Raw genomic sequence first — 13,555 nt, forward strand, 5'->3', positions numbered from 1 at the left:
CCCTTCTTCTTGGCAAAAATACTCATGGCCCCGCCCGCGGGTTCAGCGAAGCTTCGGGGGCTTGTCGGGATCCATCCCCGGCGCGCCGGGTCCGGCCACGGGTTCCGGCGCGGGCAGATCGAACCGCAGGCCCACCCGGGCCAGCCGGGCCGCCATCGGGTCGCTGGCGGCGAAAAACCCCACATCGATCGCCCCGGCCTCGACCCCCGAAAAGGTCAGCGCCTCGTTCGCGGAGCGCGCCAGCGACGGTTCGGCCCCCGGCACCGGATCGATGAACGCCAACAGGTGCGAGCGCTGCCCCTGCTCATAGGTCACCCCGGCCAGATAGGCGCTGTGCGCCAGCCCGGCGGCCAACGCCAGCTTTGTGTCCAGGCTTTCCAGCAGCGCCTCGGGCAAGCCGCCGGGCGGTGTCAGCTCGCTCGGGCGCGCCTCGACCTCTTCGGGCGCGGGCGCCAGCGTGTCGGCCAGCCAGGCGACGGCCTCGGCCGGCATCAGGAATGCCGAAGGCGCAACGCCCAGGTTCAGCCCCAGCCCGATCCCCTGCCCGGCCATCATCCCCGCCAGCACCCGCCCCGACAGCGCGACATAGGGCGCCGACCCTTCGGCAAACGCCGCCAGCCGCAATTCGCGGTCAAAGACCAGAACGCATGGCCCATCGGGCAGGTCATAGGTCGCGGGTTCGATCCGGTCGCCCTGGGGTTCGGATGTCAGCAGCAGGAACAGCTCGGCATCGGCCAGCCGCTCATAGAAGCGCATCCGCGCGGTGGCGTCGTCAGGCGCAGCCTCCATCGCGGTATGGGCGTGGTCCAGCGGGGTCAGCTCATCGGTCATTCAGCACCTCCTGCACCCGGGTCCGCAGGGCCGGGACAAGCTCGGCCTCGAACCAGGGGTTTTTCCTCAGCCATGCCGTATTGCGCCAGGACGGGTGCGGCAACGGGAAAATGCGCGGCGCATGAGCGCGCCAGCCCGCGACCGTCGCCGTCACATTGCCGGTTCCGCGCCCCAGATGCCAGCGCTGCGCATAGCCGCCGATCAGCAGGATCAGCGGCACATCCCCCAGCCAGTCGACCACCGGCTGGCGCCAGGTCTGGGCGCAGATCGGCGGCGGCGGCAGGTCCGATCCCCGCGCATCATAGCCCGGAAAGCAGAACGCCATCGGCAGCGAACTGACCAGATCGCGGTCATAAAACGTCTCGACCCCGATCCCCATCCAGTCGCGCAGCCGGTCGCCTGATCGGTCGAAAAACGGCTTGCCCGCTTCGTGCACCCGCATCCCCGGCGCCTGCCCGGCCACCACGATGGGCGTGCCCGCGCGCATCCAGACGACCGGGTTGGGCCGGTGCGCCGTGGCGGTGGCGGCAAAACGGTCGCGGCACAGGCGACAGGCGGCAATCCGGTCGGTCAGGTCGGGCTGGGTCATGATCCCAGCTTATGCGCGATTTTCGCGCGCAGGAAAACTCACCCTTGCGATATTTCTAGATTTATAGAAATATAGAATCATGAAACAGCATGACCTCGATGATTCCGCCCTTGCCGTTGCCGCCTCGCGCTTTGCCGCGCTGGGGTCCGAACAGCGGCTGAGCGTCCTGCGCTGCCTGGTCCGCGCGGGCCCCGAGGGGTTAAGCATCGGCGAGCTGGGCAAGCGCAGCGGCGTGATCGGATCGACCCTGACCCACCACATGAAGATCCTGGCGCAAGCCGATCTGGTACAACAGAAAAAGCAGGGTCGGTCGATCATCTGCATCGCCGCCGCCTATGACCAGATGGAGGCGCTTTCGAACTTCCTGTTGCGGGAATGCTGCGCCGATACCGACCACCCGCATGAAAGGCACAGCCATGGCGGATAGCACACACAGCCACACCCACAGCCATGGCAGCCCGCTGCTGAAACGGCTTGGCGGGATCTGGACGGTGATTGCCGCGATCCCGCTGATGCTGGCGGTGCTCGACCCCGCGCAGATATGGCCGACCGTGGAATTCGCGCTGCGCGCGCTGCTGCATACCAGCGTCTTCATCATCTTCGCGGTGCTGGCGGTGGGCTATCTGAAGGCCACAGGCGCCGAAACCCTGCTGGCCCGCGCGTTCGAGGGTCGCACGACGCGCATGATCGTGCTGGCCGCCGCCATGGGCGGGCTGTCGCCGTTTTGCTCGTGCGAGGTCATCCCCTTCATCGCCGCCCTTCTGGCGGTGGGCGCGCCGCTGGCGGCCGTGATGGCGTTCTGGCTGGCCTCGCCGCTGATGGACCCGGCGATGTTCCTGATCACCGCCGGCACGCTGGGCACCGGTTTCGCGGTGGCCAAGACCGTGGCCGCGATCACCATCGGGATGCTGGGCGGGTTCGCGACCCACGCCCTGTCGGGATCAGCTTTGTTCGCTGACCCGCTGAAACAAAAGCAGAATTCCTGCTCTAGCTGCTGCGGCGGCGGGGCGCAGGCATTCCAGGGCAAGCCAGTCTGGAAGTTCTGGCCCGACCCCGACCGCCGCGCCATCTTCCGCGAGACGGTCACCGAAAACGCGTTGTTTTTGGGGAAATGGCTGCTGCTGGCCTATATGATCGAGGCGCTGATGCTGCATTACGTGCCCGCCGACACGATCGCCGGCTTCCTGGGCGGGGACGGGTTGAAGCCGATCCTGCTGGGCGCGCTGGTGGGGGCGCCGGCCTATCTGAACGGTTATGCCGCCGTGCCGCTGGTCGACAGCCTGCTGCAACAGGGGATGAGCGACGGCGCCGCGATGTCCTTTGTCATCGCGGGCGGTATCAGCTGCATCCCCGCGGCCATCGCGGTCTGGGCGCTGGTCAAGCCGCGGGTTTTCGCGGCCTATGTCGGCTATGCGGTCATCGGCTCGATTCTGGCCGGGTTGACCTGGAACCTGATCGCCTGAGGTAACCGGTTGCCGCCCAAGGGCATTTGGACTATCTCAGTCCGAAAATGCTGGTCGGGAGCTTGCGCATGTATCGTGTCTGGAACTTTGTGACGAACTATTCGCTGCTGTTGATCGCAGGGGCGATCATCGCGCTGATCTGGGCGAATATCGATGCGTATTCCTATCATCACATCGTGGAATATCCGCTGTGGTTCAACGACCTGGTGGGCACCGACGCGACCAAGTGGGTCAAGAAATACGGCGAAGATTTCCACATCACCGAAATCGGCGATGTTACCCGGGTTCTGACGACGCATTACCTTGTCAATGACGTGCTGATGGCATTCTTCTTCGCGATTGCCGCGAAAGAGGTGTGGGAAGCGATCATCCTGAAAAACGGCTCGCTGCGCGGGAAAAAGGCCGCGACGCCGCTGTTTGCGACCTTTGGCGGCATGGCCGGTCCCATCGCGGTCTATCTGGGTCTGGCGATGCTGCTGGGGTCGGAAACCTATGACGCGGTCAGCCGCGGCTGGGCGATCCCGACGGCAACCGATATCGCGTTTTCCTATCTGGTAGGGCGGCTGGTCTTTGGCGCGGGCCACCCGGCGGTGCGGTTCCTGCTGCTGCTGGCGATTGCCGACGACGCGGCAGGGCTGATCATCCTGGCGATCTTCTATCCGTCGGGCGATCTGGCGCCGCAATGGCTGCTGTTGTCGCTGGGCGCGGCGATTGCGGTTTACCTGCTGTTCAACTTCCTGCCCCGGCGCATGGATCGTGGCGACCAGCTGCGCACCAAATCGACCTGGGTCCGCCAGAAGCTGGGCTTCTGGCCCTATCTGGTCGCCGGTGCGCTCAGCTGGTACGGGTTCCAGGAATCGGGCCTGCACCCGGCGCTGGGTCTGCTGCCGATCGTTCCGACGATCCCGCATGCCGACCGCGCCTTCGGTATCTTCTCGGAGGCCGAGCAGTACCTGACCGACCTGCTGAACCACATCGAACACATCCTGAAACACCCGGTCGAGATCATCCTGTTCTTCTTCGGGCTGCTGAACGCGGGGGTCGAGTTTTCGTCCATCGGGTCACCCACATGGCTGGTGCTGGCGGGGCTGCTGATCGGCAAACCCTTCGGCGTGCTGCTGTTCGGCTGGCTGGCGGCCAGCCCGATGCGGCTGGGCCTGCCCGCGGGGATGCGCACCATCGATCTGTTCGTGATCGGCTGTGTGGCCGCCATCGGCTTTACCGTATCGCTCTTCATCGCGGCCGTTGCGTTCGACAGCACGACCATGCTGGGCGATGTGCGGGTGCAGGACGCGGCCAAGATGGGTGCGCTCTTCAGCTTTGCCGCGGCGATCATCTCGATCGTCGCCGGCAAGGTGACCCGCGTACAGAAGCAGGACATCTAGGCGCCACGCCGCGCCGGACCACGGCGCGGCGGCGTTATTCATTGTAAATTAGGGGAAACCCCTCACATAATGACGGCAGGCGGCGGATTTCCGTTGTCCAACCCCGGGCGCGCGCATCCTGCGCGCGTCTTTGCCAGGGCAGCACCGGATCGCGCGGATGTTGGAATTTGATGAGGTCAGCAAGTCCTTCTGGACGGGCAAGCAGCGCAAGGTGATCCTTGACCGCGCCTCGTTTCGCGTCGAGCTGGGCAATTCCCTGGGCATCCTGGCCCCCAACGGCACCGGCAAGACCACGATCATCAACATGATGGCGGGGCTGGAAAAACCGGATGAGGGGCAGATCCATCGCGGCTGCCGCATCTCGTTCCCGCTGGGCTTCATGGGTGGGGTCGTCAGCCGCCACACCGGCACCGAAAACGCCCGCTATATCGCCGAGCTTTACGGGCTGGACCCGGACTATGTCGAGGCTTTCTCGCGCTGGCTTTGCGGGCTCGAGGAATATTTCGACATGCCGCTGGGCACCTACAGCGCGGGCATGCGGGCGCGGTTCTGTTTCTCGCTGATGCTGGCGCTGGATTTCGACATGTACCTGATCGACGAAGGCATGCCGTCGACCACCGATGTCGAATTCAACCGCAAGGCCGGCGCGGTCCTGCGCGAGCGTCTGGAACGCACGACCGTCGTGATCGTGTCGCACCAGCCCGCGACGCTGGAAAAATACTGCCGCTCGGCGGCCGTTCTGAAGGACGGCCAGATGTACATGTTCGACACGTTGGAAGAGGCCAAGCGGCTTTATGACTACGAAACCCAAAGCTAAGAAGTTCCGGATCCGCCGCAATCCGCGCCCGGGCGAGCCCGGCACCGGGGCCGAACAGCCCGATGCAGGTGCGGACGCCGCCCCCGCGCCGCCCGAAACCCCGGCCATGAGCGCCGAGGAAGCGCTGGCCGCGATCCGGGCCGAGAACCTGACCGGACGGCAGCTGCGGCTGGCCCGGCGTGTGGCGCAGAAACACGGACTGACACCGGCGTCGGATTTCGACGCGGTCCGGCAACTGCGCCAACGCGGGATCGACCCGTTCAAGATGAAAAACGTGCTCGAGGTCGTGCCGGAAAACGCCCGCGCGGCCCGCGATCAGGTGCAACTGCCCCAGACGACGCCCGGCCCCGCACCCGCGCCGGCCCCCGCCCTGCCCCCGCAGGAAGCGCGCATCAACGAGGTCAGCCGCATCCAGAGGGACATCATCCGCCGCCGCCGCCGCCGTCTGGCGCTGCTGGTGGTGCGGCTGATCGTTTTCGTGCTGCTGCCGACCATCGCGGCGGGCTATTACTATTTCAACATCGCCACGCCGATGTATGCCACGAAATCGGAATTCGTGATCCAGCAGGCCGACAGCGTCGGTGGCGGCGGGCTGGGCAGCCTGTTTTCCGGCACCGGCCTGGCCGTGCAGCAGGATTCGACGCAGGTACAAGGCTATCTGCAATCGCGCGAGGCGTTGCAGCGGCTGGACGCGGATCTGGATTTCAAATCGCATTTCGCATCCGAAGACATCGACGCCATCCAGCGGCTGGCCGCCGATGCCACGGACGAGGCCGCCTATAAGCTTTACAAGCGCAACGTGAAGATCGGCTATGACCCGACCGAGGGCATTCTGAAGATGGAGGTCATCGCCCCCGATCCCGCCACCAGCGCGGCGTTTTCGCAGGCGCTGATCTCCTATGCCGAGGAACGGGTCGACAGCCAGACGCAGCGCCTGCGCGAGGATCAGATGAGCGGCGCGCGCGAAAGCTATCTGGAGGCCGAGGAAAACATGCGCCAGGCGCAGGAACGCGTGCTGTTCCTGCAGGAACGGCTGGGCGTTCTGGACCCGGCATCGGAAACCAGCGCGGTGATGAGCCAGATCACCGGGTTCGAGACCCAGATCGCGGAAAAGCGACTGGAACTGCAGCAACTGCTGGACAACCCCCGGCCCAACCGCGCGCGGGTTCAGGGGGTGCAGGGCGACATCGCACGCATGGAAACGCTGGTGGCCGAACTGCGCGCGTCGCTGACGGAAACGACGGGCGAATCCGCCTCGCTCGCCTCGGTCAGCGGGGAATTGCGCATCGCCGAGGCCGACCTTCAGACGCGTCAGGCGCTGCTGCAACAATCCCTGCAACAGCTTGAATCGGCGCGGATCGAGGCCAACCGCCAGGTCCGCTACCTGACGCTGGGCGTGGCGCCCGTCGCCCCGGACGAGGCCACCTATCCCCGGGCCTTCGAAAACACCTTGCTTGCGTTGCTGATCTTCGGTGGTATCTACCTGATGTTGTCGATGACGGCGACCATTCTGAAGGAACAGGTATAACCCTGATGAAAGACGTGGAAATCGGCGGTCTGACCGTCGGGAACGACCGCCCCCTGACGGTGATTGCGGGGCCGTGCCAGTTGGAAAGCGCCGATCACGCCCAGATGATCGCGGGCCGGATGAAAGAGGTCTGCGCAGCGGCGGGCGCGCAATATGTGTTCAAGGCATCCTATGACAAGGCCAACCGCACCTCGCTGAGCGGCAAGCGCGGTCTGGGGATCGATACGGGGCTCAAGGTGCTGTCGGACCTGCGCGCGGCGCTGGACGTGCCGGTGCTGACCGACGTGCACAGCCCCGAACAATGCGCCACCGCCGCCGATGCGGTCGACATCCTGCAAATCCCCGCCTTCCTGTGCCGCCAGACCGACCTGTTGCTGGCCGCGGGCGAAACCGGCGCGGTGGTGAACATCAAGAAGGGTCAGTTCCTGGCGCCGTGGGACATGGACAATGTCGTGGCCAAGGTCGAATCCACCGGCAATACGCGCATCCTGCTGACCGAACGCGGCACCTCGTTCGGGTACAACACCCTTGTGGCCGACCTGCGCGCCCTGCCCCGGATGGCCCAGACCGGCTATCCGGTCGTGATGGACGCCACCCATTCCGTGCAACAGCCCGGCGGCCAGGGCGGCTCGACCGGCGGGCAGCGTGAATTCGCGCCGGTCATGGCCCGCGCTGCCGTTTCCTTGGGCATTGCGGCAGTGTTCATAGAAACGCATGAAAACCCTGATACCGCTCCGTCCGACGGGCCGAATATGATCCGGTTGGACGACATGGCAGAGCTGATTGATACTTTGATGGCATTCGACCGGCTGGCCAAAGCCCGCCCGATAAGACTTTGACGTAAAGACAAGAGTGAGATTGACAGTGACCAAGCCCAAATCCGACGTGGCCCAGAACACCTGGGAATTCCTGCGCGACCCGATGATCACCCCCACGGGGTTCCGCGAATACGACGCGCGCTGGAAATATCCCGATGCGATCAACCTGCCGGGCATCACCGCGCTGGGTCTGGGCCTGGGCACACAGATGTACAAGCGCGGGATCGATCCGGTGATCGCGGTCGGCAACGACTATCGCGACTATTCGCTGTCGATCAAGAACGCGCTGATCCTGGGGCTGATGCGCGCGGGCATTCAGGTCAAGGATATCGGCCCGGCGCTGTCGCCCATGGCCTATTTCAGCCAGTTCCACCTGGACGTGCCCGCCGTGGCCATGGTCACCGCCAGCCACAATCCCAACGGTTGGACCGGGGTCAAGATGGGCTTTGACCGCCCGCTGACCCATGGGCCGGACGAGATGGGCGAGCTGCGCGATATCGTGCTGAACGGCGCGTGGGAGCTGCGCGATGGCGGCGGTTACGAGTTCGTCGATGGCGTGAAAGAAGCCTATATCCAGGACCTGGTCGGCGACTTCAAGATGAGCCGCAAGCTGAAAGTGGTCTGCGCCACCGGCAACGGCACCGCATCGGCCTTTGCGCCCGAGATCCTGGAGCGAATCGGGGTCGAGGTCGTGCCGAGCCATAACGAGCTCGACTATACCTTCCCCAACTACAACCCGAACCCCGAAGACATGCACATGCTGCATGACATGGCCGACACGCTGAAGGCCAGCGGCGCCGATCTGGCGCTGGGTTTCGACGGCGATGGCGACCGTTGTGGCGTTGTGGATGACGAGGGCGAAGAGATCTTTGCCGACAAGGTGGGCGTCATCATGGCGCGCGACCTGTCCAAGATCTATCCCGGCTCGACCTTCGTGGCGGATGTGAAATCCACCGGCCTGTTTGCGTCCGACCCCGAACTGCACAAGAACGGGGTGAAGGCCGATTACTGGAAAACCGGGCACAGCCACATGAAACGCCGGGTCAAGGAGCTGGGCGCGCTGGCAGGATTCGAAAAATCCGGCCACTACTTCCTGGCCGAGCCTGTGGGCCGCGGCTATGATTGCGGGATGCGTGTGGCGGTCGAGATCTGCAAGCTGATGGACCGCAACCCCGACATGTCGATGTCGGATCTGCGCAAGGCGCTGCCCAAGACATACTCCACCCCCACCATGTCGCCCTATTGCGCGGACACCGAAAAATACGATGTCCTGCAACGGCTGGTCGACAAGCTGGTCGCCAAGCACGAGGCAGGCGATACATTCGCCGGCAAGAAGATCGACACCGTCGTGACCGTGAACGGCGCCCGGGTGATCCTGGAAAACGGGTCCTGGGGGCTGGTGCGCGCCTCGTCCAACACGCCGAATCTGGTTGTGGTTTGCGAAAGCTCGGAGAGCGAGGATGAGCTGCGCGCGATCTTCAAGGAGATCGACGATGTCATCCGGACCGAGCCTTCGGTCGGTGACTATGACCAAACAATCTGAGCGGCGCATTTTTTCGTCATTTGGGGCTTGAAGTACCGGGCGGTTGGTCGTAACTACCGCCCACTGTTGGGAAGTAGCTCAATTGGTAGAGCACCGGTTTTTGGTACCGTAGGTTGCAGGTTCGAGTCCTGCCTTCCCAGCCACCCCCTTTCGCCTGACCCGTTTCCGACCGACGCCCCACAGGGTGCTGTCACGGCATTTCCCGCGAAAAATTGACGCGCGTAAATTTGTGTGGGAAGTTGGAGCCATTCCGCCACGTTGGCGCATGGCCTTGCCCAGAACCGGGGATCCGACGGCTCTATGAGAGAACCGAAAATCAAGAATATGGACGAGTTCGCCTCGGTCAGCGGGATTTCGCGGCCCACGATCTCGAAATATTTCAACGACCCCGACAGCGTCCGAAAATCCACCCGCACCCGGATCGAACGTGCCCTGTCGGAATTCGATTACCGCCCCAACATCTATGCGATGAACCAGAACCGGCGGCTGACCAAGAATATCGGCATCATCGTCCCCTATCTGGCCGACCCGTTCTTTGCCGCGATTGCCCGCAAGATCGAGAATTTCGTGATCGAGGCCGGGTTCCGCCCCGTCCTGCTGGGGTCGCACGGCAATCCCGCGCAGGAAATCGGCAATCTGGAAAACCTGCGCACGATCAAGCCCGCGGGCGTGCTGATGGCACCGCTGGGGCGGGCGTCGGACAAACAGGCGATCGCCGCGTTCTGCGACGACGTGCCGACGGTTCTGTTCGACAGCCATCTGGACGATCTGGGCGAGGCGTTCGTGGGCCACAACAACGTGCAGGCCACGGCGATGATCTGCGACTATCTGGTCCGCACGGGCGAACCGCCGGTCTTCTTCGAGATGAAGACCCCCACCAACCCGAACGCGATCCGCCGGCGCAAGACCTATTGCGACACGATGACCGCGCTGGGATTCGCACCGCACCTGATCCAGGTCGATGGCGAGGGCTGGGATTTCGAGGAAATCGGATTTCGCGAAGGCACGCGGGTGCTGTCGGACCACACCCTGCAATCCAACACCGTGCTGTGCAGCAACGACCGCCTGGCCATCGGCTTTCTGTCGGCGGCCTATCAGCTGGGTCTGCGCGTGGGGCTGGGCGATGGCTGTGCGCTGCGGGTGGCGGGGCATGACGACCACCCCTTTGCCCGCTATACCTGTCCGACCCTGACCACCGTGTCACAGGATTACACCGCCATTGCCAAGAAAAGCGCCGAGACCCTGATGCATCTGATCGAGTCCGAAACCCGCGCGGAGTCGCGGATCGAGACCCTGTTTGACGGCAAGCTGATCATGAGGGGATCTGCTTAATATACTGTTTAAAAACGTAATTTACCTTTAAATTTACGCGCGTAAATTATAATTTGACGCGACTCGAGTTTTGGCGTTAGTCTTTTCAGACAGCATCCAATTAAGGGAGGAAACGGATGTCTCTGAAGAACGCACTTCGTGCGGCGACCGCACTTACGGTCCTGACCACCAGCGCCACATTCGCCGAAACGCTCACCATCGCAACGGTGAACAATGGCGATATGATCCGCATGCAGGGGCTGACCGACGATTTCACCGCCAAGACCGGGCACGAGGTCGAATGGGTCACACTGGAAGAGAACGTCCTGCGCCAGCGCGTGACAACCGACATCTCGACCAAGGGCGGCGCCTTCGACATCATGACCATCGGCATGTACGAAACGCCGATCTGGGGTGCCAATGGCTGGCTGGTCCCGCTGGACAACCTGTCCGAAGACTATGACGTCGCCGATATCCTGCCCGCGATGGCTGGCGGTCTGAGCCATGATGGCACGCTTTATGCCGCGCCCTTCTATGGCGAAAGCTCGATGATCATGTACCGCACCGACCTGATGGAAAAGGCCGGTCTGGAAATGCCCGACGCGCCCAGCTGGGAATTCATCCGCGACGCCGCGGCGGCGATGACCGACCGCGAGAACGAAATCAACGGCATCTGCCTGCGCGGCAAGGCCGGCTGGGGCGAAGGCGGCGCGCTGATCACCGCGATGTCGAACTCGTTCGGCGCGCGCTGGTTCGACATGGACTGGAACGCCCAGTTCGACACCGAAGCCTGGGCCAACACCCTGAACTTCTACAAGGGCATGATGGACGCCTCCGGCCCGGCGGGTTACGCCACCAACGGGTTCAACGAAAACCTGTCGCTGTTCCAGCAGGGCAAATGCGGCATGTGGATCGACGCCACCGTTGCGGCGTCCTTCGTGACCAACCCCAACGACTCGACCGTGGCCGACAGCGTGGGCTTCGCTCTGGCACCCGACAACGGTCTGGGCAAGCGGGCGAACTGGCTGTGGGCCTGGGCCCTGGCCATTCCGGCGGGCACCCAGAAACAGGATGCGGCGCTGCAATTCATCGAATGGGCCACGTCCAAGGACTATATCGAGCTGGTCGCCGCGAAAGAGGGCTGGGCCAACGTGCCCCCGGGCGCGCGGATCTCGCTGTACGAGAACCCGAACTATCAGGAAGTGCCCTTCGCCCAGATGACGCTGGATTCGATCCTGTCGGCTGATCCGAACAACTCGACCGTCGAACCCTCGCCCTATGTTGGCGTGCAGTTCGCGGCGATCCCGGAATTCGCGGGCATCGCCACCGAAGTGAGCCAGGAATTCTCGGCCGCCTATGCCGGGCAGCAAACCGTCGAAGAGGCGCTGGAAAAAGCCCAGGCGCTGACCAACGACGCGATGGAGGCCGCGGGCTACCGCTAGGCTTCACCACTCACCCGGGGGCGGCGACCGCGCTGCCCCCGGTCTTTGCACCACCTGTCTATGTTATCTTTGATCTGCGACGGCCCTGTGCCGTGAACAGAGGAGGTGTGTCTTATGGCAACCCAACATTCCCGATCAGCGGCGCGGCTCATGATGGCCCCTGCGGTGGTCCTGCTTCTGGGCTGGATGCTCGTCCCGCTGACCATGACGCTCTATTTCAGCTTCAAAAGATACCTGCCCTTGCGCGGCGGCGACCTGGGCTGGGTCGGTTTCGAAAACTATACCCGTTTCGTCACGTCCAGCGCGTTCTGGCCGTCGATCCAGACCACCCTGCTGATCGTCGGCGGCGTACTGGTCATCACCGTGGTTCTGGGCGTGCTGCTGGCGATCCTGCTGAACCAGCCGATGTGGGGCCAGGGGGTCGTGCGTATCCTGGTCATCGCGCCCTTCTTCGTCATGCCCACCGTTTCGGCGCTGGTGTGGAAGAACATGTTCATGGATCCCAATTATGGCCTGCTGGCGCATCTGTGGAAATTCTTCGGCGCCGCGCCGGTGGAATGGCTAAGCCAGGCATCGCTGCCGTCGATCATCCTGATCGTCAGCTGGCAATGGCTGCCCTTCGCCACGCTGATCCTGCTGACCGCGATCCAGTCGCTGGACGGCGAACAGCTGGAAGCCGCCGAGATGGACGGCGCCCCGGCCTATAAGCGCTTTGGCTATATCACCCTGCCGCATCTGGGCCGCGCCATCACGGTTGTGATCCTGATCCAGACGATTTTCCTGCTGTCGATCTTCGCAGAAATTTTCGTCACCACGGGCGGCGCCTTTGGCACCAAGACGCTCAGCTATCTGATCTTCCAGCGGGTGCTGGAAAGCCAGAATGTGGGCCTGGGATCCGCCGGCGGCGTCTATGCCATCATCCTTGCCAATATCGTTGCGATCTTCCTGATGCGCATCGTGGGCAAGAACCTGGACGCGTGAGGAGGACATCATGGCACGCGCAGTTACCCCCCAACGTAAAGCGATCAACACCGCCGCCGCATGGGCCGTGGGCCTGCTGATCTTCTTTCCGATCCTGTGGACGATCCTGACCAGCTTCAAGACCGAGGCCACGGCCATCGCCGATCCGCCGGTCTTCCTGGCCTTTGACTGGACGCTGGAAAACTATGGCGTGGTGATGGAGCGGTCGAATTACGGCCGGTTCCTGTGGAACTCGATCATCATCGCGGGCGGCTCGACCCTTTTGGGGATCATCATCGCCGTTCCCGCCGCCTGGTCGATGGCCTTTGTGCCGTCGAAACGGACCAAGGACATCCTGATGTGGATGCTGTCGACCAAGATGCTGCCCGCCGTCGGCGTGCTGTATCCGATCTATCTGCTGTTCATCAAGATGGGCCTGCTGGACACCAAGTTCGGGCTGGTGATCGTGCTGATGCTGATCAACCTGCCGATCATCGTCTGGATGCTTTACACCTATTTCAAGGAGATCCCGGGCGAGATCCTGGAAGCCGCGCGTATGGATGGCGCATCCCTGAAGGAAGAGGTCATCCATATCCTGACGCCAATGGCGGTGCCGGGCATCGCGTCGACCATCCTGCTGAACGTGATCCTGGCCTGGAACGAGGCGTTCTGGACCCTGAACCTGACGGCGGCCAAGGCGGCCCCGCTGACGGCTTTCATTGCCAGCTATTCCAGCCCCGAGGGCCTGTTCTATGCCAAGCTCAGCGCCGCATCGACCATGGCCATCGCACCGATCCTCATCCTTGGCTGGTTCAGCCAGAAACAACTTGTCAGCGGCCTGACCTTCGGCGCCGTCAAATAAGGGAAT

The 13,555-nt window shown here is 63.4% G+C and carries 13 protein-coding genes and 1 tRNA gene; 12 read left to right on the forward strand and 2 right to left on the reverse strand.

Going from position 1 to position 13,555, the window contains the following annotated elements:
* Positions 1–42: 42 nt before the first annotated feature.
* Positions 43–831 (reverse strand): SseB family protein, encoded by a 789-nt coding sequence (locus CLM60_RS16970; protein WP_095590285.1) that lies wholly within the window; start codon positions 829–831, stop codon positions 43–45.
* On the reverse strand, positions 821–1,420 hold the full coding sequence (locus CLM60_RS16975) for a uracil-DNA glycosylase family protein (RefSeq protein WP_095590286.1): 600 nt from the start codon (positions 1,418–1,420) through the stop codon (positions 821–823). The genes CLM60_RS16970 and CLM60_RS16975 overlap by 11 nt, the downstream gene beginning before the upstream one ends.
* Positions 1,421–1,499: 79 nt before the next feature.
* Here CLM60_RS16975 and CLM60_RS16980 point away from each other — a divergent pair, with 79 nt between their 5' ends.
* From CLM60_RS16980 to CLM60_RS17035, 12 genes are all read left to right on the forward strand, one after another.
* On the forward strand, positions 1,500–1,847 hold the full coding sequence (locus tag CLM60_RS16980; RefSeq protein ID WP_095590287.1) for an ArsR/SmtB family transcription factor: 348 nt from the start codon (positions 1,500–1,502) through the stop codon (positions 1,845–1,847).
* A complete protein-coding gene (locus CLM60_RS16985) occupies positions 1,837–2,883 on the forward strand; it encodes a permease (RefSeq protein WP_095590288.1) in 1,047 nt (348 codons plus the stop codon). The genes CLM60_RS16980 and CLM60_RS16985 overlap by 11 nt, the downstream gene beginning before the upstream one ends.
* Positions 2,884–2,951: 68 nt before the next feature.
* Entirely contained in the window at positions 2,952–4,268 is a 1,317-nt protein-coding gene (locus tag CLM60_RS16990; protein WP_095590289.1) for a Na+/H+ antiporter NhaA, read from the forward strand.
* A 157-nt stretch (positions 4,269–4,425) separates the two neighbouring features.
* The gene (locus CLM60_RS16995) at positions 4,426–5,085 is read left to right on the forward strand and encodes an ABC transporter ATP-binding protein (protein WP_095590290.1); all 660 of its coding nucleotides are present in this window, start codon (positions 4,426–4,428) and stop codon (positions 5,083–5,085) included.
* Positions 5,063–6,613, forward strand: a complete 1,551-nt coding sequence (locus CLM60_RS17000; RefSeq protein WP_095590291.1) for a KpsE/RkpR family capsule polysaccharide export protein — start codon at positions 5,063–5,065, stop codon at positions 6,611–6,613. The genes CLM60_RS16995 and CLM60_RS17000 overlap by 23 nt, the downstream gene beginning before the upstream one ends.
* A 5-nt stretch (positions 6,614–6,618) precedes the next feature.
* Positions 6,619–7,452: a 3-deoxy-8-phosphooctulonate synthase gene (kdsA, locus tag CLM60_RS17005; protein WP_095590292.1), complete on the forward strand. Its 834-nt coding sequence runs from the start codon at positions 6,619–6,621 to the stop codon at positions 7,450–7,452.
* 25 nt (positions 7,453–7,477) lie between these two features.
* Positions 7,478–8,974: a phosphomannomutase/phosphoglucomutase gene (locus CLM60_RS17010; RefSeq protein WP_095590293.1), complete on the forward strand. Its 1,497-nt coding sequence runs from the start codon at positions 7,478–7,480 to the stop codon at positions 8,972–8,974.
* 67 nt (positions 8,975–9,041) lie between these two features.
* Positions 9,042–9,117: transfer RNA gene (locus CLM60_RS17015), tRNA-Gln, on the forward strand.
* Between the two features lie 157 nt (positions 9,118–9,274).
* Positions 9,275–10,306, forward strand: a complete 1,032-nt coding sequence (locus tag CLM60_RS17020; protein ID WP_095590294.1) for a LacI family DNA-binding transcriptional regulator — start codon at positions 9,275–9,277, stop codon at positions 10,304–10,306.
* A 116-nt stretch (positions 10,307–10,422) separates the two neighbouring features.
* On the forward strand, positions 10,423–11,727 hold the full coding sequence (locus CLM60_RS17025; RefSeq protein ID WP_095590295.1) for an ABC transporter substrate-binding protein: 1,305 nt from the start codon (positions 10,423–10,425) through the stop codon (positions 11,725–11,727).
* 114 nt (positions 11,728–11,841) lie between these two features.
* Positions 11,842–12,708, forward strand: a complete 867-nt coding sequence (locus tag CLM60_RS17030; protein WP_095590296.1) for a carbohydrate ABC transporter permease — start codon at positions 11,842–11,844, stop codon at positions 12,706–12,708.
* A gap of 10 nt (positions 12,709–12,718) precedes the next feature.
* Positions 12,719–13,549 (forward strand): carbohydrate ABC transporter permease, encoded by an 831-nt coding sequence (locus tag CLM60_RS17035; protein WP_095590297.1) that lies wholly within the window; start codon positions 12,719–12,721, stop codon positions 13,547–13,549.
* Positions 13,550–13,555 lie beyond the last annotated feature (6 nt).

It is taken from the genome of Actibacterium ureilyticum, assembly GCF_002285435.1.
GTDB lineage: Bacteria > Pseudomonadota > Alphaproteobacteria > Rhodobacterales > Rhodobacteraceae > Actibacterium_C > Actibacterium_C ureilyticum.

Coding starts and splice junctions, on each gene's coding strand:
- CLM60_RS16995 (WP_095590290.1), top strand. CDS start 4,426: ATGTTGGAATTTGATGAGGTCAGCAAGTCCTTCTGGACGGGCAAGCAG.
- CLM60_RS17030 (WP_095590296.1), top strand. CDS start 11,842: ATGGCAACCCAACATTCCCGATCAGCGGCGCGGCTCATGATGGCCCCT.
- CLM60_RS17000 (WP_095590291.1), top strand. CDS start 5,063: ATGACTACGAAACCCAAAGCTAAGAAGTTCCGGATCCGCCGCAATCCG.
- CLM60_RS17025 (WP_095590295.1), top strand. CDS start 10,423: ATGTCTCTGAAGAACGCACTTCGTGCGGCGACCGCACTTACGGTCCTG.
- kdsA (WP_095590292.1), top strand. CDS start 6,619: ATGAAAGACGTGGAAATCGGCGGTCTGACCGTCGGGAACGACCGCCCC.
- CLM60_RS17035 (WP_095590297.1), top strand. CDS start 12,719: ATGGCACGCGCAGTTACCCCCCAACGTAAAGCGATCAACACCGCCGCC.
- CLM60_RS16980 (WP_095590287.1), top strand. CDS start 1,500: ATGAAACAGCATGACCTCGATGATTCCGCCCTTGCCGTTGCCGCCTCG.
- CLM60_RS16985 (WP_095590288.1), top strand. CDS start 1,837: ATGGCGGATAGCACACACAGCCACACCCACAGCCATGGCAGCCCGCTG.
- CLM60_RS16990 (WP_095590289.1), top strand. CDS start 2,952: ATGTATCGTGTCTGGAACTTTGTGACGAACTATTCGCTGCTGTTGATC.
- CLM60_RS16970 (WP_095590285.1), bottom strand. CDS start 831: ATGACCGATGAGCTGACCCCGCTGGACCACGCCCATACCGCGATGGAG.
- CLM60_RS16975 (WP_095590286.1), bottom strand. CDS start 1,420: ATGACCCAGCCCGACCTGACCGACCGGATTGCCGCCTGTCGCCTGTGC.
- CLM60_RS17020 (WP_095590294.1), top strand. CDS start 9,275: ATGAGAGAACCGAAAATCAAGAATATGGACGAGTTCGCCTCGGTCAGC.